Source organism: Roseovarius sp. PS-C2 (genome assembly GCF_018862045.1).
In the GTDB taxonomy this organism is placed as follows: Bacteria; Pseudomonadota; Alphaproteobacteria; order Rhodobacterales; family Rhodobacteraceae; genus Roseovarius.
Genome location: NZ_JAHKSQ010000006.1, coordinates 226,955 through 247,351 on the forward strand (window position 1 = coordinate 226,955; position 20,397 = coordinate 247,351).

Annotated in this window: 21 protein-coding genes; 7 read left to right on the forward strand and 14 right to left on the reverse strand. The window is 63.6% G+C overall.

All coding sequences use genetic code 11. From position 1 onward, the window contains the following. Positions 1-11: 11 nt before the first annotated feature. From pheT to pyk, 8 genes are all read right to left on the reverse strand, one after another. Positions 12-2,411: a phenylalanine--tRNA ligase subunit beta gene (gene pheT, locus KPG71_RS13245; protein ID WP_216338474.1), complete on the reverse strand. Its 2,400-nt coding sequence runs from the start codon at positions 2,409-2,411 to the stop codon at positions 12-14. Between the two features lie 90 nt (positions 2,412-2,501). Next, positions 2,502-3,377, reverse strand: a complete 876-nt coding sequence (locus tag KPG71_RS13250) for a nitrilase-related carbon-nitrogen hydrolase (RefSeq protein ID WP_216338475.1) — start codon at positions 3,375-3,377, stop codon at positions 2,502-2,504. A gap of 25 nt (positions 3,378-3,402) precedes the next feature. Beyond that, positions 3,403-3,684 carry a YrhK family protein gene (locus KPG71_RS13255; RefSeq protein ID WP_216338476.1) on the reverse strand — a complete coding sequence of 94 codons (282 nt, stop codon included), beginning with the start codon at positions 3,682-3,684 and terminating at the stop codon, positions 3,403-3,405. A gap of 127 nt (positions 3,685-3,811) precedes the next feature. Continuing rightward, a complete protein-coding gene (pheS, locus tag KPG71_RS13260; RefSeq protein ID WP_216338477.1) occupies positions 3,812-4,885 on the reverse strand; it encodes a phenylalanine--tRNA ligase subunit alpha in 1,074 nt (357 codons plus the stop codon). Between the two features lie 351 nt (positions 4,886-5,236). Continuing rightward, entirely contained in the window at positions 5,237-5,602 is a 366-nt protein-coding gene (rplT, locus tag KPG71_RS13265; protein WP_073036994.1) for a 50S ribosomal protein L20, read from the reverse strand. A 19-nt stretch (positions 5,603-5,621) separates the two neighbouring features. Then, positions 5,622-5,822, reverse strand: coding sequence for a 50S ribosomal protein L35 (gene rpmI / locus KPG71_RS13270; protein WP_216338478.1), 201 nt, complete (start codon positions 5,820-5,822; stop codon positions 5,622-5,624). Between the two features lie 167 nt (positions 5,823-5,989). Beyond that, complete coding sequence (locus tag KPG71_RS13275; RefSeq protein ID WP_216338479.1) at positions 5,990-6,214, reverse strand: hypothetical protein; 225 nt, start codon at positions 6,212-6,214, stop codon at positions 5,990-5,992. Between the two features lie 39 nt (positions 6,215-6,253). Continuing rightward, a complete protein-coding gene (gene pyk / locus KPG71_RS13280; protein ID WP_216338480.1) occupies positions 6,254-7,699 on the reverse strand; it encodes a pyruvate kinase in 1,446 nt (481 codons plus the stop codon). 196 nt (positions 7,700-7,895) lie between these two features. Here pyk and KPG71_RS13285 point away from each other — a divergent pair, with 196 nt between their 5' ends. The 4 genes from KPG71_RS13285 (at position 7,896) to KPG71_RS13300 (ending at position 10,396) form a co-directional block, all read left to right on the forward strand. Continuing rightward, positions 7,896-8,636, forward strand: coding sequence for an N-formylglutamate amidohydrolase (locus KPG71_RS13285; RefSeq protein ID WP_216338481.1), 741 nt, complete (start codon positions 7,896-7,898; stop codon positions 8,634-8,636). A gap of 18 nt (positions 8,637-8,654) precedes the next feature. Further along, positions 8,655-8,996 (forward strand): 5-carboxymethyl-2-hydroxymuconate isomerase, encoded by a 342-nt coding sequence (locus KPG71_RS13290; protein ID WP_216338482.1) that lies wholly within the window; start codon positions 8,655-8,657, stop codon positions 8,994-8,996. 23 nt (positions 8,997-9,019) lie between these two features. After that, positions 9,020-9,334, forward strand: a complete 315-nt coding sequence (locus KPG71_RS13295) for a DUF1244 domain-containing protein (RefSeq protein ID WP_073036981.1) — start codon at positions 9,020-9,022, stop codon at positions 9,332-9,334. A 222-nt stretch (positions 9,335-9,556) separates the two neighbouring features. Further along, the gene (locus tag KPG71_RS13300; protein WP_216338483.1) at positions 9,557-10,396 is read left to right on the forward strand and encodes a GIY-YIG nuclease family protein; all 840 of its coding nucleotides are present in this window, start codon (positions 9,557-9,559) and stop codon (positions 10,394-10,396) included. A gap of 729 nt (positions 10,397-11,125) precedes the next feature. Here the strand turns inward: KPG71_RS13300 and KPG71_RS13305 are convergent. The 4 genes from KPG71_RS13305 to KPG71_RS13320 all read right to left on the reverse strand — a co-directional run bounded on the left by KPG71_RS13305 (position 11,126) and on the right by KPG71_RS13320 (position 15,430). After that, complete coding sequence (locus KPG71_RS13305; RefSeq protein ID WP_216338484.1) at positions 11,126-11,986, reverse strand: D-amino-acid transaminase; 861 nt, start codon at positions 11,984-11,986, stop codon at positions 11,126-11,128. Between the two features lie 4 nt (positions 11,987-11,990). Then, on the reverse strand, positions 11,991-12,956 hold the full coding sequence (dgcA, locus tag KPG71_RS13310) for an N-acetyl-D-Glu racemase DgcA (RefSeq protein ID WP_216338485.1): 966 nt from the start codon (positions 12,954-12,956) through the stop codon (positions 11,991-11,993). A gap of 75 nt (positions 12,957-13,031) precedes the next feature. Continuing rightward, positions 13,032-14,033: an N-acetyltransferase DgcN gene (gene dgcN, locus KPG71_RS13315; protein ID WP_216338486.1), complete on the reverse strand. Its 1,002-nt coding sequence runs from the start codon at positions 14,031-14,033 to the stop codon at positions 13,032-13,034. A 119-nt stretch (positions 14,034-14,152) separates the two neighbouring features. Beyond that, entirely contained in the window at positions 14,153-15,430 is a 1,278-nt protein-coding gene (locus KPG71_RS13320; RefSeq protein ID WP_216338487.1) for an MFS transporter, read from the reverse strand. A 241-nt stretch (positions 15,431-15,671) separates the two neighbouring features. Here KPG71_RS13320 and KPG71_RS13325 point away from each other — a divergent pair, with 241 nt between their 5' ends. After that, positions 15,672-16,631, forward strand: coding sequence for an L-malyl-CoA/beta-methylmalyl-CoA lyase (locus KPG71_RS13325; protein ID WP_216338488.1), 960 nt, complete (start codon positions 15,672-15,674; stop codon positions 16,629-16,631). A gap of 78 nt (positions 16,632-16,709) precedes the next feature. Here the strand turns inward: KPG71_RS13325 and KPG71_RS13330 are convergent, their stop codons facing one another. Both KPG71_RS13330 and KPG71_RS13335 read right to left on the reverse strand, forming a co-directional pair. Beyond that, complete coding sequence (locus tag KPG71_RS13330; protein WP_216338489.1) at positions 16,710-17,375, reverse strand: OmpA family protein; 666 nt, start codon at positions 17,373-17,375, stop codon at positions 16,710-16,712. A gap of 127 nt (positions 17,376-17,502) precedes the next feature. Next, on the reverse strand, positions 17,503-18,339 hold the full coding sequence (locus KPG71_RS13335) for a bifunctional helix-turn-helix domain-containing protein/methylated-DNA--[protein]-cysteine S-methyltransferase (RefSeq protein WP_216338490.1): 837 nt from the start codon (positions 18,337-18,339) through the stop codon (positions 17,503-17,505). A gap of 97 nt (positions 18,340-18,436) precedes the next feature. On the opposite strand from KPG71_RS13335, the gene nth reads away from it, so the two are divergent. After that, complete coding sequence (nth, locus tag KPG71_RS13340; RefSeq protein ID WP_216338491.1) at positions 18,437-19,081, forward strand: endonuclease III; 645 nt, start codon at positions 18,437-18,439, stop codon at positions 19,079-19,081. Further along, complete coding sequence (locus tag KPG71_RS13345; RefSeq protein ID WP_216338492.1) at positions 19,078-20,064, forward strand: adenosine kinase; 987 nt, start codon at positions 19,078-19,080, stop codon at positions 20,062-20,064. The genes nth and KPG71_RS13345 overlap by 4 nt, the downstream gene beginning before the upstream one ends. The last annotated feature ends 333 nt before the right edge of the window (positions 20,065-20,397 follow it).

Below are 20,397 nucleotides of genomic sequence, written 5' to 3' on the forward strand. Positions count from 1 at the left end.
GGGAACGCGGATCATCCGCGCAGCGTGCCGCCCGTGGCCTTTTCCACCTTTTCGACGATCTTCTTGCTGACGGCCTCGATATCGGCCTCTTTCAGCGTCGTTTCGGTGGGTTGCAGGCGCACGGTGAGGGCCAGCGATTTCTTGCCCTCGCCCAGGCTGCCGCCGATGAATTCGTCGAACACGCGCACGTCCTCGATCAGCGCCTTGTCGGCCCCGGCGGCGGCGTTGACCAGCGTCAGCGCCTCGATGCCCTCATCCACGACAAAGGCGAAATCGCGCTCCACCGCCTGCAAATCGCGCAGTTCCAGCGCGCCGCGACCGGTGGTTTTCTTGCGCGGCATCGGGATATCGGCCGGGAACAGGGTAAAGGCCACGGCGGGGCCCTTCACGTCCATCTGCTCCAGCACGCGGGGGTGCAACTCGCCGAAGATGCCCAGCACCTTCTTGGGGCCAAGGCAGATGCGCCCGTGGCGGCCGGGATGGAACCATGCCGGACCGTCGCGCAGGATCTGCACCTTTTCGGGGGCGCCAAGCGCGTTCAGCACCGCCTCGGCATCGGCCTTGGCGTCGAACAGGTCCACCGGGCGCGACGCGCCATGCACGTCCTTGGGGCCGGTGCGGCCCACCAGAAGACCGCTGACCTGCACATGCTGCTCTTCGGGCTCGCCCCCGTGGAAGGCATGGCCCACCTCGAACAGCGCAAGGTTCATCTGCCCGCGCGCCTGATTGCGCGCGGCGGCCTGCAACAGGCCCGGCAACAGATCGGGACGCATATGGCTCATCTCGGAACTGATCGGGTTGGCCAGCATGGTCGCGTCATCGCCGCCGCCGAACAAAGTGGCGCTGGCGCTGTCGATGAAGCTGTAGGTCACGCATTCGTTGTAGCCCAGTGCGGCACTGGTGCGGCGGGCGATCTGTTCGCGCTTCTGCATCGGTGACAGGATCGGCTTGGGCACGCCCACCTGCGCGCGCGGCAGCGGCTTGCCCTGCAACTTGGTCAGCGAGGCGACACGCGCCACCTCTTCCACCAGGTCGGCCTCGCCCATCACGTCGGGGCGCCAGCTTGGCACATGGGCCATGTCGCCTTCCAGCGCGAAGCCGAGCGCGGTCAGCGTCCGGCGCTGTTCGGCCTCGGGGATGTCCATGCCCACCAGAGACTGCACGCGCGCCGGGTCCAGACGATAGGCGCGGCTGACATCGGGCACCTCGCCCGCGACGATCACCGAGGACGGCTCGCCACCGCACAGGTCGAGGATCATCTGCGTGGCCAGGTCGATGGCCTCCATGTTGAAGGCCGGGTCGATACCGCGCTCGTTGCGATAGCGCGCGTCGGAATTGATCTTCAGGCCCCGGCCCGTGGCGGCGATCTGAACGTGATCCCAGACCGCGGCTTCGAGGAACACGTTCACCGTTTCGCCGGTGCAGCCCGTGGCCAGCCCGCCCATGATGCCGCCGATGCTCTCGATCCCCTGATCGTCGGAGATCACCACCATGCCGGGGGCGAAGGTATACTCTTTCTCGTCCAGCCCGATCAGGGTTTCGCCGCCCTGCGCGCGATGCACGCGCAAATCGCCCTGCACCTTGTCGGCATCGAAAACGTGCAGCGGGCGGTTGCGGTCGTAGGTGAAGAAATTGGTGATATCGACCAGCGCCGAGATCGGCCGCAGCCCGATGGCGCGCAGGCGGTCCTGCAACCATTGCGGAGAGGGGCCGTTCCCGACCCCCCGGATCACGCGCCCGGCGAACACTTCGCAGCCCGCATCGCGGGTGTCTTCGTCAATCGTCACGCTGATCGGGCAGGGGAATTGCCCCTCGATCTGCTCCTGTGCTGCGGGTTTCATCACGCCCAGCCCCCGCGCCGCCAGATCCAGTGCGATACCGCGCACGCCCAGGGCATCGGGGCGGTTGGGGGTGATGGCAATCTCGATCACCGGGTCCACCTTGGCCGGGTCATTCTCGGCCAGCCAGTCGGTGAATTTCTGCCCCACCTCGCCCGAGGGCAGTTCGATGATGCCGTCATGTTCCTCCGACAGTTCCATCTCGCGCTCGGAACACATCATGCCATAGCTTTCGATGCCCCGGATCTTGCCCACGCCAATGGTGGTGTCGATGCCGGGAACGTAGACGCCGGGGCTGGCGATCACCACGGTGATCCCCTCGCGCGCGTTGGGGGCGCCGCAAATGATCTGGGTCTCGCCCTGCGCGGTCTCGACCTGACAGACCTTCAGCTTGTCGGCATCGGGGTGCTTCTCGGCCTTCACCACCTTGCCGATGGTAAACTCCGACAGGCGTTCGGCGGGGTTCGAGATGTCCTCGACCTCCAGCCCCAGATCGGTCAGCGCCTCGGCGATCTCGGCCACGCTGGCCTCGGTCTCGAGATGGTCTTTCAGCCATGACAGGGTGAATTTCATCGGGTGTCATCCAAGCAAGAACTACGGTTGATCCCGCGTTTAGCCCATCTGCGGGACAGGGAAAACCCCGCAGCGGCCACCGGGTGCGCCTCAGTCCTCGTCGCGGATGATGTCGGGCACGCCCAGCCGTTCGATCAGGCGGTTGGTTTCGCGCTCGACCAGCGCGATATTGCTGTCGCGCACCGTGGGCAGCAACGCACGCGCGCGCCGGACCTCGCCATAGTCCACCTCGGCGGCAATCAGTTCGGGGCCCTGCCCGGCAATGGCCAGCGGATGCCCGAACGGGTCCAGAATACGCGACCCGCCCCAGAAATTCAGGTCCAGTTCCGGGCCGACCCGGTTCACCATCACCGAGGGCGCGCCATACATCATCGAATAGAAATGCATCGTCGTCCCCCATCCGGCGGGGTTGTCGAAGGCATCGCCCACCGCCTCGACCCCCGAACTGATCGGCGCGACCAGCAGCGTCGCGCCATGCAGAAACGCCAGATGCGTCAGCGCCGGGTTCCACAGGTCGGCGCAGATCAGCAGCCCCAGCCGCCAGTCGGCGTCGATCTCGTGCGTGTCCACAAACCGGCCCTGCGCGTAGTATTTCGTCTCGATCAGCTTGCCGTAGGAGGGCAGGTTGATCTTACGGTGGATGTAAACCAGCTTGCCGTTCTTGTAGACGCCCGCCGCATTGTAGAACTGCGCGCCGGGGCCTTCCTCGACAAAGCCGACGATCAGGATCGTGTCCCCGGCGGCGCGCGACAGCTCCAGCAGCCGCGCATCGCGGCTGTTCATGGTCACGTCCAGCAGGTTTTCCGCGCCGTAATGGCCGACCATGCTGAGTTCGGGAAACACCAGAAGGTCGGCCTTTTGCGCCTTGGCCGCGTCGATCCATTTGTGATGTTCGGTGAAATTGGCCTCCAGATCGCCGATGGCGCTGGCGAACTGGGCGGCGGCGATGATCAGGCTGCGGGGCATCCGTGCGTCCTTTCCCGACGGGGCGTCAATCGCCGGCGCGTTCGGCCAGCGTATCGAGCCGCCCCATGCGCCACAGGTGGATTTCACGGCTCAGCCGCAGGGTGGGCTTGAGGCAGAAAAACATCGACCCGACGATGAAAAGCCACACGGCGGGGATTTCGTACACCGGCCACAGGAACAGGATCGAGCCGATCAGAAAACAGATCGCCGCCACGAAATCGACAGCCGTATGGGCGATTTCGTAAGCGGCATAGACCTTGCGGGTCTCGGCGTTTCGCTGGCGGGCTTCGTTGGTAAACAAATGCATGAGGCGCTCCGGGACGATACGGTTCGCCCCAGACTGGACGGTTCTCACAGGTCAGGCAAGAGACCCGCCGCATCCGTTTTCCTGAAAGGAAAACGAAACGGAACCTTTTCAAGGTTCCGCCCGCGTCCTACCGGCTCAGCCCGCCGCGTATCGTCGGCACGTCCAGTGCGCTGAAGCCGTAATGGCGCAGCCAGCGCAGGTCGGAATCGAAGAACGCGCGCAGGTCGGGGATGCCGTATTTCAGCATCGCGATCCGGTCGATCCCCATGCCGAAGGCAAAGCCCTGCCAGGCCGCCGGGTCGATATTGCCCGCCATCAGCACCTTGGGGTGCACCATGCCGCTGCCAAGGATTTCCAGCCAGTCGTCGCCTTCGCCCACTTTCAGCGTGCCGCCTTCCCAGCTACAGCGGATATCCACCTCGGCAGAGGGTTCGGTGAACGGGAAATGCGACGCGCGGAAACGCAGATCGACACCATCGACCTCGAAGAACGCCTTCACGAACTCTTCCAGCACCCATTTCAGGTTGGCCATGGAAATGTCCTTGTCCACGGCCAGCCCCTCGATCTGGTGGAACATCGGCGTGTGGGTCTGGTCGTAATCGGCGCGATAGACGCGGCCGGGGCAGATCACCCGCAAGGGCGCGCCCTGCAATTCCATCGAACGGATCTGCACCGGGCTGGTATGGGTGCGCAGCACATGCGGCGGGCGCGCGTCGTCCTCGGCGCGGTGCATGTAGAACGTGTCCATCTCGGCCCGCGCGGGGTGGTGGCCGGGAATGTTCAGCGCGTCGAAATTGTGCCAGTCGCTTTCCACCTGCGGCCCCTCGGCCACGGCGAATCCCATATCGGCGAAAATCGCGGTGACCTCTTCGGTGACCTGGGAAACGGGGTGGATCGTGCCCGAGCGCCCCGGACGCGCGGGCAGGGTGACATCCAGCCACTCGGTGCGCAGGCGCTCATCCAGCGCGGCATCGGCCAGCCCCTGCTTGCGGGCGCCCAATGCGCTGTTGATCTCGTCCTTGAGCGCGTTCAGCTTCGGGCCCATGACCTGCCGTTCCTCCGGCGTCATCTTGCCCAGTTCGCGCATTTTCAGGCTGATTTCGCCCTTCTTGCCGACGGCTTGCACGCGCAGGTCTTCCAGCGCGGCCTCGTCTCCGGCATCGGCGATTGCGGTCAGGTACTTGTCTCTGAGATCGTCCATCTGTCTCACCCGTTTGGCGTTACGGGCGGGTTACAGCGCTTGGCGTCTCAGCGCAAGGGAGAGGCTCAGCCTTGCGCGGCTGTCCGGGCGGTGCCGGCTTCGCGGTCATGGGCGGCCAGAAGGCGGCGGGCCTTTTCACTGAGCGCGCTCAAATCGGGTTGTTTTGCCGTATCCTGCATCTGTCACTCCTCCGGGGCTGGCGCATTTGGGCCAGGTTTCCAAGGAAACCATGCCGCCGGATCGTGCCGAAAACAGGGCAGAGGGGTGACCATTTCAGGGGCCGGGCCACAACGAAAAACGCCGCCGGTACGACCCGGCGGCGCTTCTTTTTGTCCCTCGAAAGCGACTGGCTTATTTTGCCAGGGCGCTTTTTGCCTGATCGACGATGGCGCCGAAGGCCGCCGGTTCGCGCACGGCCAGATCGGCCAGAACCTTGCGGTCGACTTCGATACCGGCCAGCGACAGGCCGTTGACGAAGCGCGAATAGGTCAGGGCTTCGTCATGGGCGCGCACGGCGGCGTTGATCCGCTGAATCCACAGCGCGCGGAAATTGCGCTTGCGGTTCTTGCGGTCGCGCGTGGCGTACTGGTTGGCCTTGTCGACGGCCTGCGTGGCCACCTTGAAGGTGTTCTTGCGGCGGCCATAGTAACCCTTGGCGGCCTTGGTGATTTTCTTGTGACGGGCGTGGGTGACGGTTCCACCTTTGACGCGTGACATATCTCAGGTCTCCTTGGCCTTAGCGGGAATAGGGCATCATCGGGCGGACGATCTTGGCGTCTGCCTCGGACATGACCGTGGTGCCGCGGGCATCACGGATGAACTTGGTGGTGCGTTTGATCATACCGTGGCGTTTGCCCGCCTGTCCGGTCTTGATCTTCCCGTTGGCCGTCACCTTGAACCGCTTCTTGCAGCTCGACTTGGTCTTCATCTTGGGCATTTCCGGCTCCTCTTTAGGTCGGTTGAACGTGCGACTCGGCATGCCACTCAGGCCGGACGCACGGGACTGAGCGCGCCGTATACGCCGCCTGTCCGTATTTCGCAAGGGGGGATGACGGGGAATCTGGCGCGATGGGGGATTGCCCGGCACGACCGGCCGGGCCGGCGCTATGTCAGGTAGCGCGCCACGACCTGCATGAAGATATCGGGGATTTCCAGAAGGGAATACCCGCCCGGTTTGCTGGTCATCGCCCAGACGATCAGCGCCCCGCCCGCGATGATCACGACCGAGGCGACACGCGGCGCGTGCCCTTCGCTGAAGGCGGCCATGATCGAGGGAATGGACAGGATGATCAGAACCAACCCGATGATAAGCGACAAGTCGGGATCCATTGAGACCCTCCGGCTAGATACTGATAACGATACAGCAGCTTATCCCGGTTCGCTGGCATAAATCAAACTTTCCTGACAGGGCGCCACGCGCAGGATGTTGGTGGTGCCCGGCACGTTGAAGGGCACGCCCGCCGTCACCACGATCTGATCCAGCGGTTCGGCATAGCCCTGTTCGCGCGCGGCGCGCGCGGCGCTCAGAACCGCCTGCTTGAATCGCTCCAACTCGCCGGTCATGACGCAGTTCACCCCCCATGTCAGCGCCAGCCGCCGCGCGGTGCCGCGCAGGTTGGTCATGGCGATGATCGGCACGCGGGGCCGTTCGCGGGCGGTCAGCAGGGCGGTGGTGCCCGACTGGGTGAAACAGCAGATCGCCTTGATGTCGGTGGTTTCCGCGATTTCGCGGGCGGCGGCGACGATGCCGTCGGCCACCGAATTGCGCTCGGCCCGGCGCGAGGCCTCGATCACCTCGCGATAGGTCGGGTCGTCCTCGACCTCGCGGGCGACATTGTCCATCGTGGTCACGGCCTCGACCGGGTACTCGCCCGCCGCCGATTCCGCCGACAGCATGATCGCGTCCGCGCCTTCGTAGATCGCGGTGGCCACATCGCTCACCTCGGCACGGGTGGGCATCGGGCTTTCGATCATCGATTCCAGCATCTGCGTGGCCACGATCACCGGCTTGGCGGCGGAGCGGCAGCGGCGCACAAGGCGTTTCTGGATGGGCGGCACGTTCTGCACCGGCAGTTCCACGCCCAGATCGCCGCGCGCCACCATGATCCCGTCCGAGGCCGCGAGGATCGCCTCGAAATGCTCCACCGCCGAGGGTTTCTCGATCTTGCTGAGGATCGCGGCCCGGCCCGCCGCCAGATCGCGCGCCTCTTCCACGTCGCGCGGGCGCTGCACGAAACTCAGCGCCAGCCAGTCCACCCCCAGGTCGCAGACGAATTCCAGATCGGCGCGGTCCTTGTCGCTCAGCGCGGCCAGCGGCAGCACCACGTCGGGCACGTTCACCCCCTTGCGGTTGGAGATGGTGCCGCCGTTGATCACCTCGGTCTGCGCGAAATCCCTGCCGCAGTCGGTGACCTTCAGGCGGATCTTGCCATCGTTGACCAGAAGGGTCGCGCCCGGCTCCAGCGCCTCGAAGATTTCCGGATGGGGCAGGCAGACGCGCCCGGCATCGCCCTCGGCCTCGTCCAGATCCAGACGGAACGCCGCGCCCTCCTCGAGCTCTTCCTCGCCATTGGCGAACACGCCGACGCGCAGTTTCGGCCCCTGGAGATCGGCCAGAATGGAAATCGTGCTGTCCAGCTCATCCTCGATCTGGCGGATGATCCGGTGCTTTTCGGCGATTTCCTCGTGGATGCCGTGGCTCATGTTCAGGCGGAACACGTCCGCCCCGGCCTCGTGCAAGGCACGGATCGTGTCGTAATCCGACGATGACGGGCCAAGCGTGGCGACGATCTTGACGTTGCGGTGGCGTCTCATTCCGGTATGTCCTGTTCTTGTCGTTCCGGCCCGGTCTTGTCCGAGCGGGCCGCTATGTCAATGGGCTGTCGCAAAAGGCGGCGCCTGCTCGGGGGTCGCTGCCCGTGTTATCGCTAACAGGTGTTGCTTTCCTTATTACCCAATTCACTTCCCCGTTCAACTGTCCTAGACGATGAACAAAGGACATCACAGGCGCATGACGTACCATCCCTATTTCATCGAAGGGGCCGATCGCCCCGCCCGTTTCCTGATCACCTGCGACCACGCGGCCAACACCGTGCCCGAGTTCGTGAACGGCGGCACGCTGGGCCTGGCCGAGGCCGACATGACCCGCCACATCGCCTATGACGTGGGCGCGGCGGGGCTGACCCGCGAACTGGCGCGGCAACTGGACGCGCCCGCGATCCTGTCGAATTTCTCGCGCCTCGTGATCGACCCGAACCGGGGCGAGGACGACCCGACCCTGCTGATGAAACTCTATGACGGCACGATCATCCCCGGCAACCGCCACGCCAATGAGGCCGAGCTGCAAACCCGGCTCAACCGCTGTTACCGGCCCTATCACACGGCGCTGGCCGAGCTGGCCGCCCGCCGCCCGGATACGGTGATTGTCTCTGTCCACAGTTTCACCCCGCAATTGCAGGGCCGCCCGCCGCGCCCGTGGCATGTGGGCGTGCTGCACGCCGCCGATACGCGCCTGACCGATCCGATGGTCGATCACCTGCGCGCCGAACAGGACCTGTGCATCGGCGTCAACGAACCTTACGGCGGCCACCTGCCCGGCGATGCCATCGCCCGCCACGCCATCGCCTATCAACGGCCCAACGCCCTGCTTGAGTTGCGCAACGACCTGATCCGCGACACCGCCGATCAACAGGCCTGGGGCCAGCGCCTTGCGCCGATTCTCGAACGCGCCGCCGCCACCGCCGGCGTCTGACCCGCCAAAGGAGCCCCCATGCCCCATATCGTCATCGAACATTCCGCCGGGCTGGAGCACAGCCACGATCTCCAGGCCCTCTGCGACGCGCTGTTCGAGGCCGTCGCCGCGCATCCCAGCGTCTCGGGGCCGCAAGCCGTGCGCGCCCGCTGCTTTGCCGCCACCGCTGCGCGCGTAGGCGTCACGCCGCAGACCTTCGCCCATGCCGCGCTCTATCTTCTGCCGGGACGCGACGAGGCCACGCAAACCGAAATGGCCCGGCAGGTGCTGGACGTTCTGGAGTCGCACCTGCCCGATATCGGCAGCCTCTCGGTGCGGGTGCAGGACTTGAACCCGCCCTATCTCAAGCGCACCTTGTAACCAGCACCCGAACGGAGGACCCCATGGACGACCAGACCCGGACCGAACTCGAAGCCGCCGCCTTCCGCGCCCTGCGCGAACACCTGATGGAAAAACGCACCGACGTGCAGAATATCGACCTGATGAACCTCGGCGGGTTCTGCCGCAACTGCCTGTCGCGCTGGTATCAGGAGGCCGCCAACGACCGTGGCATCGACATGACCAAGGACGAGGCGCGCGAAATCTTCTACGGCATGCCCTATGACGACTGGAAAGCGAAATACCAGACCGAAGCCAGCGCCGAAAAACAGGCCGATTTCAAACAGGCCTTCGCGGAAAACGTGGGCGACAAGGGGTAGGTTGCTCTTGCGCCCCGGCCCGGTTTGCCCTCTCGCCAGAGGGCAAACAATGTGCCTGCACCCGCCGGATGGGTGTGCCGTTTCGTGAAATTCTGAAGGTCGGCTTGGAGGCCCAAAGTGTCTGGTGCTGCACTGTGTTCGAATGACGGCTTCGTCTAAACACTTCTTTTCTACTCCTTTCTATGAATGTACTTCGAGAGCAATGAAAAGGATGTTGGAAAAATGACTGAATTTTTTGGCCGACGTTCGGAGCTTGAGGCTTTCTTACTGTCAGTCAGCGGACGCTATTACGTCTACGAGCTGTGCCGTCCCAACGGCGAGGTTTTTTACGTTGGCAAGGGGCTCAATCGTCGTGCGGTAGAGCATGAAATGGAAGCCGTTCGGAACCACCCTATTGGTGAAAGCAACCCGTTTAAGTGCAATGTAATTCGTCAAGTCATGCGCGAGGGTGATCAGATAAATTACCGTATTGTCAAAGTGTTCGAAGCGACGGAGGAATTCGATTGCCTTAAGTTGGAAGCTGATCTCATTCAGAAACATGGGCGGAGACATGAAGGCGGAACGCTGACGAATCTAGCAGGAGGTATCGGTTCAACTTCTGGATCCTCACCCTATTCGGTTGAGAAGCATGCGAAAACACTTTCAGGCTCTCCGGAAAACAATCCTGATCGCGCTACGCTGAACCAATTTTTACAAGGTATTGGCGCTGTTGGAAGCGTTCCCATAAAACCGATAAGACAAATGTCGCGAATACTTCCGACCACACCACACCCAAATGCGAGGAGGCCAACCGCAAGGTGTGCCTATGCTCTCGTAGCAAGCGCAGCGGCGCACGGATTGCCATTTTCTACGAAAATGCTCATCCCCCGTTCCTTCGTCTATGAGGGTGTCCATGCAATTATCGAGAACGGCGTCGCACGTGACCTTTTGAAAGCAAAAATGGCCACACTTGTTTCTGCTTCCGATCCGGCGGACGAAGCGTTCGAGTTGTCTGAACAACAAGTAAATATGCTGATCAATTTGGTTGGAAGAAGTCGACTAAACAGTATTGGCCTCACTTAAGGAATTCGAGAGAGCGAATTTGATTGTTTAATGATCCCAACTTCGCTGGATAAATGGATAATCCAGACATTCGGACTGCTACGGCGAAAGCTCACTTTGTCCCGCAAAGCCGCCCTCGGCACCATGTCCGGCTATTGGCCGGATTGTGCCCGCAGAGGTCTTCTCCTCGCGCGAAACAGCGGCCGCAGGCCGCCGCGCATCGCCGGGCCGCCCCCCGGCACGGCGATTTGGCTGATGCAAGGACCATGCTCCGATCTTTTCATGATTTGGCAGACATAAAATGCCATCGACCAAAGGGGGGATCGCCGCACCGCGGCCCGACGTTGCGCGGCTTAGTGAGCGGCAGCTTCGTCCGCATAGCAGCCATCGGCACCATTGTCCGGATTGAATGCGGTGAGGACGTCACCCCGTTCAGGCCTCTTTCGGATTTGGCAGGCATAAATCGCAAAGAACGACCGTTTGATCGCCATCCCGCGGTCTGGCGATGCGCGGCTTGTCCGAATGGCATGCATCAATCCTACCCATTCCCGAAACCTTCCGTTTGACTACCGAATACCCCAACCCTCCCGCCAAAGGGTTAATACTGCCTTACCCCGTCGTCCGGATGGGTGGCGTCTGCACGCAAGGGGGCGGGGTTGCGTCCCTGATGGACGCAAATTTCCGCACACCCCCCGATTTTCGTACAAAACCCGCGTACACTTCGTACAAAACGTACGAAACGCGCCTGTCTCAGATCGCGGCTTTCAGGCTCTCTTCCAGATAGATTTCGCGCAGCCGTTTCGCGACCGGCCCCGGCGTGCCTTCACCCACGCTTTGCCCGTCGATTTCCACCACCGGCATGACGAAGGCGCTGGCCGAGGTGACGAATGCCTCGTCGGCCTGTTTCGCCTCGTCGACGGTGAAAAACCGTTCTTCCACAGTCATTTGCGCCTCTTTCGCGAACCGCAGAACGGCGGCGCGGGTGATGCCGTGCAGGATATCGTTGCTCAGCTGACGGGTGATGATCCTGCCGTCCTTGACGATATAGGCGTTGTTGCTGGTGCCTTCGGTCACATGCCCGTCCTCGACCAGCCAGGCATCGTCGCACCCTGCCTTCTTGGCCATCATCTTGCCCATCGACGGATACAGAAGCTGCACCGTCTTGATGTCGCGACGGCCCCAGCGGATGTCGTCTATGCTTATGATTTTCAACCCTTTTTCGGCCTGCGGGCTGTTGGCGAGGCCGGGTTTCGACTGGGTGAACAGCACCACGGTCGGCTCGGTCGTCTCGGGATCGGGAAAGGCGAAATCCCGGTCCCCGTCACTGCCCCGCGTCACCTGAAGATACACCAGACCGTCCTCGATCCCGTTGACCTTCACCAGTTCGCGGTGAATCTCCAGCAGGTCGTCGAACACCGCGGGCTTCTTGATGTCCAGCTCATTCAGCGAGCGTTCGAGCCGCGCCAAATGTCCTTCGAAATCAATGAGTTTGCCGCCCAGAACGCTGGTCACTTCATAGACTCCGTCGGCCATCAGAAAGGCCCGGTCAAAGATCGAAACCGTGGCTTCGGTTTCCGGCAGGTAGGTTCCGTTGACGTAAACAGTGCGCATGGCGTTATCCCCAAAGATCGGCCGTCGGCGGATGCACCCCGGCCTCGTCGAATGTCAAAGCGTTCTCGCGGTCTTCGGCCAATAAAAGCGGGCCGTCAAGGTCTGTCACCATCGCGCCCTGCGCCACCAGCACCGCTGGCGCCATCGCCAGCGAGCTGCCCACCATGCAGCCGACCATCACCTTGTAGCCCTGCGCCAGCGCGGCCTCGCGCAGCGCCAGCGCCTCGGTCAGGCCGCCGGTCTTGTCGAGCTTGATGTTGATCACGTCATACTTGCCCTGCAGCCCCGGCAGGCTGTCGCGGTCATGGCAGGCCTCGTCGGCGCAGACGGGCAGGGGGCGCTCGATCCCGCGCAGGGCCTCGTCATCGCCTGCGGGCAGGGGCTGTTCCACAAGGCTGACGCCAAGGCGCACCAGATGCGGGGCCAGATCGGCATAGACATCGGCGCTCCAGCCTTCATTGGCGTCCACGATGATGCGGGCATCCGGCGCGCCCGCTCGTACGGCTTCGACGCGGGGCATGTCGTCGGGCGTGCCCAGCTTGATCTTGAGCAGCGGACGATGCGCGTTCCGGGCGGCCTGTTCGCGCATCTTTTCGGGCGTGTCCAGCGACAGGGTATAGGCGGTGATTTCAGGGGCCGGGGCGGGCAGCCCGGCCAGTTCCCACACACGCTTGCCCGCGCGCTTTGCCTCGATATCCCACAGGGCGCAATCCACGGCGTTGCGCGCGGCCCCGGCGGGCAGCAGCCCCTGCAATTCGGCCCGGTCGAACCGGGCGGGCAGGCTTTCGATCTGGGCGGTCACGCTGTCCAGCGTTTCCTCATACCGGGCATAGGGCACGCATTCGCCCCAGCCGGTCACGTCCCCGTCCTTGATCCGCACGGTCAGCACCTGTGCTTCGCTGCGCGAGCCACGGCTGATGGTAAAAACCTGCGCCAGCCGGAACACATCGCGGGTCACTGAAATTTCCACGCTCCCACCCTTCTTCTTGCCCAAAATATCCCCGCCGGAGGCATCCACCGGACGCCTCCGGGCGCTGCGATCAGATCACAGGGCGGCCAGCGCGTCCACCAGCTTGCCCGAGCCGAAACGATAGGGGTCGGTCGCGGGCAGGCCCATGCGTTCCTCGACCTCGACCAGATAGGCGCGGGCCTCATCCTCGCTCATGTGCTGGGTGTTCACCGAAACACCGGCGACCACGCAGGCCGGGTTGGCGATGCGGGCCAGCGGCAGGGCGGTGTCGCGCAACTCTTCGAGCGAGGGCAGGGTGTATTCCGGCAGGCCGCGCATATGGGCGCGGGTGGGTTCGTGGCACAGGATCAGCGCGTCGGGCTGCCCGCCGTGGATCAGCGCCATGGTCACGCCGGAAAACGAGACGTGGAACAGGCTGCCCTGACCTTCGATCAGGTCCCAGTGATCTTCGTCATTGTCCGGGGTCAGCCACTCCACCGATCCGGCCATGAAATCGGCAATCACCGCATCGAGCGGCACACCGTCGCCTGTGATCAGGATGCCGGTCTGGCCGGTGGCGCGGAAGGTGGCCTTCATCCCGCGCTCGTGCATGTCGCGTTCCATCGCCATGGCGGTGTACATCTTGCCGACGGAGCAGTCGGTGCCGACCGGCAGGCAGCGCTTGCCGCGCCGTTTCTTGCCGTCAGCGATGGGGTAATCCACCTCGGGAACGCGCACGTCATGCAGGGCGCGGCCCGTGGCCTCGGCCACGGCGACAAGATCGGGTTCGTCGCGCAGCAGGTTGTGCAGCCCGGCGGCCAGATCGAAGCCTTCCTCGAGGGCCGTGACCAGAACCTTTTTCCATTCCTTGGAAATCACGCCGCCACGGTTGGCCACGCCGATCACCAGCGTCTTCGCACCGGCGGCCTTGGCCTCGGCCAGGGTCATGTCGGTCAGGCCCAGATCGGCGCCACAGCCTTCCAGCCGGAACTGCCCCACGGCGTTTTCGGGGCGCCAGTCGCGGATACCGATGGCCACCTTGGCGGCCAGCATATCGGGGGCATCGCCCAGAAACAGCAGATAAGGGGTCTCGATCATGGCAGCACCTTTCAGGGATTCGGAAAATGTTCACGGGATTTTCCTATGGGGTGTGCGCGAGGTGCTTGTTGAAATCCAGCCTTTTCCCGGATTCTGAGCAAGATTCTCCGGAGATTGATCTATTTTTGAGCAAGTTCTTCCTCAAGCCCGGCCGCTTCTTCCTCAAGCCCGGCCGCTTCTTCGGTCATGACTTCGGCTTGCAGCATGCCGGGCTGGGGCATGCCGATGACGCCGGTGGGCAGCAGTTCGCCAGTGTCTTCGGGGGCGTCGCTGGTGGCGCGGCGGGCGATGGCCAGCAGCACCACGACGATGCCGATTCCGGCCAGCATCAGTTGCAGCCCCCGCCCATCGGCCAGCCGCAGCATGTTGGGCCCGATCAGGATGCCGAACACCTGCCCGAGCTGCAAAAGAAAGGCCATCGTGCCGCTGGCGGGCACCACCTGAGCGGGGCGAAGCTGATCGTTGGCATGGGCCGCAAGGATGGCATAGATCGGCAATGTCGTCGCCGCGATCACGGCAAATCCCGCCACGATATGCGAGGGGGCCGTATCCACGGCCATCCAGATCGCCGCGATCGCGCTGATCCCCGCCATGCCCAGCACCACGAGGCGGCGGTCGATATTGTCGGAAATCCAGCCCACCGGATATTGCATCGCCGCCGATGCGATCATCGCGACCACCAGCGCCCCCGAGGCCTGCGCCTGCGTGAACCCGGCTTGCAGCGCATATAGCGGCAGCGTGATGTACCACGCCGAAACCCCTGCCGACATGATCACGATTCCCAGAACGGCGGTCGGGGAGACGCGATAGAGCTTTTTCACCGGCATGCGTTCCGGCGCGTTGAAATCGGGCGCGCGGTTGCCCGACAGCAGCAGCGGCACGATGGCCACCGACAGCAGGATCGAGGTCAGGCCGAACAGCATGCTGCCCGACGGATCGGGAAGGCCGACCATGGCCGTTCCGATGGCGGGGCCTGCCGACTGGATGACGAAATAGACCGACAGAACCTGCGCCCGGATGCGGTTTTCCGCCTTGGCGTTCAGCCAGCTTTCGGTGATCACGTAAAGACCGGGAAAGCAGAACCCCGTCAGAAGGCGCATCAGGCTCCAGCTTATCGGGTCGGTGGTCAGCAAGTGCATGATCGCCGCCGCCGACACCATCGAGGCCAGCGCCGAAAATACCCGGATATGGCCGACCTTCTCGATCAGGATCGGGGTGGCGATTGTGCCCGCCAGCGCCCCCAGCGGATAGCAGGCCTGCATCACGGAAATGGTAAAGTCGGAAAAGCCCAGGCTGCTGCCCCGGATCGTCAGGAGCGTCACCAGCAGCCCGTTGCCCACCATCAGCATGAGCATGCCGAGAAACAGGGCCCAGTTGTCGATCAATGCGCGTCTCATGGCCACGAGGCTTCCATGCGGGCGGGTATGGATCGCACCCGTTTGCGACAAAATGGTCGCAGCGAAACCACCTGTGCAGAAATTCCTGCGCTTTGACCGAAGCTGCAATCCCGGTTGGCGTGTTGCGCGCGAGGGGGGCGATTTCGAGTGCCCGGAGCAGAAAAGCGGGTTGCGGGCGGGTGTGTAATTATATACCGATCACGCGATCTTTCGTGCAACTTTTGAAAAGAGGCCACGCAAAATGAGTTTCCGCCTGCAACCTCCCGCTCCCGCCCGTCCGAACCGCTGTCAGTTGTTCGGTCCGGCCTCGAACGCCAAACTGTTCGAGAAGATGGCCGGCAGCGCCGCCGACGTCATCAATATCGACCTCGAAGATTCCGTCGCCCCGACGGACAAGGACATGGCCCGCAAACAGGCCATCGAGGCGATCAATACCGTGGATTGGGGCAACAAGTACCTGTCGGTTCGCATCAACGGGCTGGATTCGCCGTTCTGGTATCGCGATGTCGTCGATTTGCTGGAGCAAACCGGCGACCGGCTGGACCAGATCATGATCCCCAAGGTGGGCTGTGCCGGTGACATCTATGCGGTCGATGCGCTGGTGACCTCGATCGAGGCCGCCAAGGGCCGCACCAAGCCGATCAGCTTCGAGGTGATCATCGAATCCGCCGCCGGTATCGCCCATGTCGAGGAAATCGCCGCCGCCAGCCCGCGCCTGCAGGCCATGAGCCTTGGCGCCGCCGACTTTGCCGCGTCGATGGGCATGGCCACCACCGGCATCGGCGGGACGCAGGAAAACTACTACATGATCCGCGAGGGCGAGAAATACTGGTCCGACCCGTGGCACTGGGCGCAGACCGCCATCGTCGCCGCCTGCCGCACCCACGGGTTGCTGCCGGTGGATGGCCCGTTCGGCGATTTCTCGGACGATGACGGTTTCCGCGCACAGGCGCTGCGCTCGGCCACGCTGGGTATGGTCGGCAAATGGGCGATCCACCCCAAGCAGGTCGCGTTGGCCAACGAGGTGTTCACACCCTCCGCCGAGGCCGTTCAGGAAGCCCGTGAAATCCTGCAGGCCATGGACGAGGCCAAGGCGCGCGGCGAAGGTGCGACCACCTACAAGGGCCGTCTGGTCGATATCGCGTCGATCAAGCAGGCCGAGGTGATCGTCAAGCAGGCCGAGATGATCGAAGCCAGCTGACCAACGCCGACATATCGAAAAGAAAACCCCGGCAGGTGTTGCTCCTGCCGGGGTTTTTTATTGCATCCGTGGTGCCGATCAGGCCGCGTTCGGCAGGATCACGATCTCCACACGGCGGTTCTGGGCCTTGCCCGCTTCGGTCAGGTTGTCCGCGACCGGCTGGTTTTCGCCCCGGCCATAGGTCTGGATACGGCCATAGGAGACGCCGCCCTCCATCAGCACATCGGCCACCGCATTGGCGCGGCGTTCCGACAGGCGCTGGTTATAGGCCGCGTCGCCCGTGTTGTCGGTGTGGCCCACCACCTGAACGGTGGAATCGGGATAGTCGCGCAGGCTGCTGGCCACGGTCATCAGATCGCCGCGCAGGCCGGGTCGTACAGTCGAGCTGTCCACATCGAACAGGATGTCCTGCGGCATGGTCACGATCAGGCGGTCGCCGGTATTGGTGATGCGCACCCGGTCGTTGTCCAGTTGCTGACGCAGTTCCGCCTCCTGCTTGTCCAGCATGTTGCCGTACACCGCGCCGCCAGCCGCGCCAAGCGCGCCGCCGATCAGGGCGCCCTTGCCCTTGTCTTCGCTGACGATAGCCCCCAGGCCAGCCCCCAGAACGCCGCCCAACAGCGCGCCCTGTTTGGTTTTCTGATTGGGGTCGGTGGTGCCGACCGCGCCGGGATCGGTGCAGGCCGCAGCCGTCAGCAGCGATGCGCCGGCCAGAAAGAGAACGGAATGTTTCGCTCGGATCATGAGTTCGCCTCGTGTTTATACCTTCCCCTCAATGCAAGGGATTGGGCGCAGGTTATTCAATAACGAACGGCAGCCCAAGATAAATCACGGGGGAAGTCGGCGAGTTTCCGCGCATATCCGGGAACGCTCAGGCGTCGGTCCGGGCGCTTTCCCAGGCCAGGATCGCACGTTTCACGGGCAGGCCCCAGTGATAGCCCCCCAGGCCCCCGGATTTGCGCAGGGCGCGGTGGCACGGGATCAGGAAACTGACCGGGTTGCGCCCCACCGCGGTTCCCACGGCGCGCACGGCGTTCGGGTTGCCGATGGCGCGGGCGATATCGGAATAGGTGGTCACATGGCCGGTGGGGATGCGCAACAGCGCCTCCCATACCTTGATCTGGAAGGGCGCGCCGATCATGTGCAGCGCGGCCTGACCCTTACCGGCAAAGGCCGCATCCACCCACGGGGCGATGGCATTGGGGTTTTCGGCGAAATCCGCCTCGGGCCAGCGGCCTGTCATGTCTTCCCATGCCGCGTCGCGCCCGCATTCCCCGGCAAAGGCCAGCCCGCACAGCCCCTTGTCGGTGCCCATGGCCAGAACCTCGCCGAAGGGGCTGTCAAACCAGCCATAGCGGATGGTCAGCCCCGCGCCGCGCTGGGCATAGGCGCCGGGGCTCATGGCCTCCCACCGCAGGAACAGATCGTGCAGGCGGCCCGTGCCCGACAGGCCCGTGGCGTCGGCGGCCTCCAGCAGCGTACGCCGCTCGGCCAGCAGCGCCTTGGCGTGATCCAGCGTCAGGTATTGCTGATACCGTTTTGGAGACACCCCCACCCAGGACGAAAACAGCCGCTGGAAATGCGCCGGGCTCATCTGCATGTCGCGGGCCAGTTCCTCGAGCGTCAGGGGGGTATCGGCACCGTCGATCAGGTCGAGCGCGCGGCGCATGACGTTGTAGTGGTAGCTCTGCTCAAACGTATCGGTCATGGGGTTTCCTTGCGGGTTTCCCCGATAATAGGGTCGCCGCGATTTCCCTGCGACCCGAATATTGCGCATTGCGGGCTTTCGGGGCATACGGTCGGGCATGGCCAAGCAGCTTGACTATCATACGATCCGCGAGATTTTCACCCGCTTTCACGCGGCCGAGCCCGAACCCAAGGGCGAGCTGGAACATGTCAACGCCTATACGCTGGTCGTGGCGGTGGCGCTGTCGGCGCAGGCGACGGATGCGGGCGTGAACCGCGCCACGCGCGAGCTGTTCAAGATTGCGGACACCCCACAAAAGATGCTGGACCTGGGCGAAGAGGGGCTGATCGGACATATCAAGACCATCGGCCTTTATCGCAACAAGGCGAAGAACGTCATCAAGCTGTCGAAAATCCTGGTCGAGGAGTACGGTGGCGAGGTGCCCAATTCACGCGCCGCGCTGCAATCGCTGCCCGGTGTGGGCCGCAAGACGGCCAATGTGGTGCTGAACATGTGGTGGCATTACCCCGCGCAGGCGGTCGATACCCATATCTTTCGCGTCGGCAACCGGACCGGCATCTGCCCCGGCAAGAATGTCGATGCCGTGGAACGCGCGATCGAAGACAACGTGCCGGTGGATTTCCAGCAGCATGCGCATCACTGGCTGATCCTGCATGGCCGCTATCACTGCAAGGCGCGCAAGCCGATGTGCCCCACATGCATCATCCGTGACCTGTGCCAATTCGAGGACAAGACCATATGACCAAGTATCAGGCCGTCGGCATCGGCAATGCCGTCGTCGATGTCATCAGCCAATGCGACGACCGTTTCCTGACCCGCATGGGGATCGACAAGGGCGTGATGCAACTGGTCGAGCAGGAGCGCGGCGAGTTTCTGTATGAACAGATGGACACCCCGCGCCAGATGCCCGGCGGGTCGGTCGCCAACACCATTGCCGGGCTGGGGGCGATGGGCCTGAAAACCGGCTTTATCGGGCGGGTGCATGACGATGTGCTGGGCCGGTTCTATGCCGGGGCGATGGGCAAGGACGGCACCGATTTCGTCAATGCGCCCGTCCCGAACGGCGAACTGCCGACATCGCGCTCGATGATCTTCGTGTCGCCCGATGGCGAGCGCTCGATGAACACCTATCTGGGCATTTCGGCCGAACTGGGCCCCGAGGACGTGGACGACGACGTGGCCGGGGCCGCCGAACTCCTGTTTCTGGAGGGGTATCTTTTCGACAAGCCCAAGGGCAAAGAGGCGTTTCAGGCCGCCGCGCGGGCTTGCCGGGCCAAGGGCGGCAAGGCGGGGATTTCCCTGTCCGATCCGTTCTGCGTGGATCGCCACCGCGACGATTTCCGCACCCTCGTGCAAGAACTGGATTTCGTTCTGGGCAACGAACACGAATGGCGTTCGCTATATGAAACCGAGGATCTGGGCGCGGCGCTGGAACAGGCGGCGGCGGACAGCGGGCTGGTGGTGTGCACCCGCTCGGGCCATGACGTGGTGATCGTGCAGGGCGACGAAACGGTGAGCGTTCCGGTCGATGCGGTGACGCCGCTGGATACCACCGGCGCGGGCGATCAGTTTGCCGCCGGGTTCCTTTATGGGCTCGCGACCGGGCAATCGCTGGCGGTGTCGGGGCGGATGGGCTGCATCGCCGCCGCCGAGGTGATCGGCCATTACGGCGCCCGCCCCGAGGCCGATGTCAGGGCGATGTTCGCGGCTGAAGGGTTGCTCTGAACCTCCAACCACAGCACGAGCGGCATCGGTCGGATTCGGGTATTTTCACCAAGAAAAAACCAAAAAGGTGCGCCCCGCCCCTGTCGGGGGCAAAGGGCGCACCGTGAAAGCGTGCCTTGCTTGCTGGCGTCGTTCGGACCGCTGCCGATGCAAACCGGACAAGCGCGGCGGCTTTTCCTTGGGCGGTCATCGGCTCCCCAGCCTGTACCGCACCTCCACTCTGGTCACAGCAGGGTTAACAAAGCGTGAGCTGCTTTTTCTTGGTAAAAATACCCCGGGGGAGGCGTTGAAAGCCGCAGGGTTTCAACGTCGGGGGCAGCGCCCCCGCTTCCC

Coding starts and splice junctions, on each gene's coding strand:
- KPG71_RS13250 (WP_216338475.1), bottom strand. CDS start 3,377: ATGCCCCGCAGCCTGATCATCGCCGCCGCCCAGTTCGCCAGCGCCATC.
- KPG71_RS13300 (WP_216338483.1), top strand. CDS start 9,557: ATGACTGAATTTTTTGGCCGACGTTCGGAGCTTGAGGCTTTCTTACTG.
- KPG71_RS13335 (WP_216338490.1), bottom strand. CDS start 18,339: ATGACCGATACGTTTGAGCAGAGCTACCACTACAACGTCATGCGCCGC.
- KPG71_RS13345 (WP_216338492.1), top strand. CDS start 19,078: ATGACCAAGTATCAGGCCGTCGGCATCGGCAATGCCGTCGTCGATGTC.
- nth (WP_216338491.1), top strand. CDS start 18,437: ATGGCCAAGCAGCTTGACTATCATACGATCCGCGAGATTTTCACCCGC.
- KPG71_RS13295 (WP_073036981.1), top strand. CDS start 9,020: ATGGACGACCAGACCCGGACCGAACTCGAAGCCGCCGCCTTCCGCGCC.
- KPG71_RS13325 (WP_216338488.1), top strand. CDS start 15,672: ATGAGTTTCCGCCTGCAACCTCCCGCTCCCGCCCGTCCGAACCGCTGT.
- KPG71_RS13305 (WP_216338484.1), bottom strand. CDS start 11,986: ATGCGCACTGTTTACGTCAACGGAACCTACCTGCCGGAAACCGAAGCC.
- KPG71_RS13275 (WP_216338479.1), bottom strand. CDS start 6,214: ATGGATCCCGACTTGTCGCTTATCATCGGGTTGGTTCTGATCATCCTG.
- KPG71_RS13290 (WP_216338482.1), top strand. CDS start 8,655: ATGCCCCATATCGTCATCGAACATTCCGCCGGGCTGGAGCACAGCCAC.
- KPG71_RS13330 (WP_216338489.1), bottom strand. CDS start 17,375: ATGATCCGAGCGAAACATTCCGTTCTCTTTCTGGCCGGCGCATCGCTG.
- pheT (WP_216338474.1), bottom strand. CDS start 2,411: ATGAAATTCACCCTGTCATGGCTGAAAGACCATCTCGAGACCGAGGCC.
- rpmI (WP_216338478.1), bottom strand. CDS start 5,822: ATGCCCAAGATGAAGACCAAGTCGAGCTGCAAGAAGCGGTTCAAGGTG.
- pheS (WP_216338477.1), bottom strand. CDS start 4,885: ATGGACGATCTCAGAGACAAGTACCTGACCGCAATCGCCGATGCCGGA.
- pyk (WP_216338480.1), bottom strand. CDS start 7,699: ATGAGACGCCACCGCAACGTCAAGATCGTCGCCACGCTTGGCCCGTCA.
- rplT (WP_073036994.1), bottom strand. CDS start 5,602: ATGTCACGCGTCAAAGGTGGAACCGTCACCCACGCCCGTCACAAGAAA.
- KPG71_RS13255 (WP_216338476.1), bottom strand. CDS start 3,684: ATGCATTTGTTTACCAACGAAGCCCGCCAGCGAAACGCCGAGACCCGC.
- KPG71_RS13285 (WP_216338481.1), top strand. CDS start 7,896: ATGACGTACCATCCCTATTTCATCGAAGGGGCCGATCGCCCCGCCCGT.
- dgcN (WP_216338486.1), bottom strand. CDS start 14,033: ATGATCGAGACCCCTTATCTGCTGTTTCTGGGCGATGCCCCCGATATG.
- KPG71_RS13320 (WP_216338487.1), bottom strand. CDS start 15,430: ATGAGACGCGCATTGATCGACAACTGGGCCCTGTTTCTCGGCATGCTC.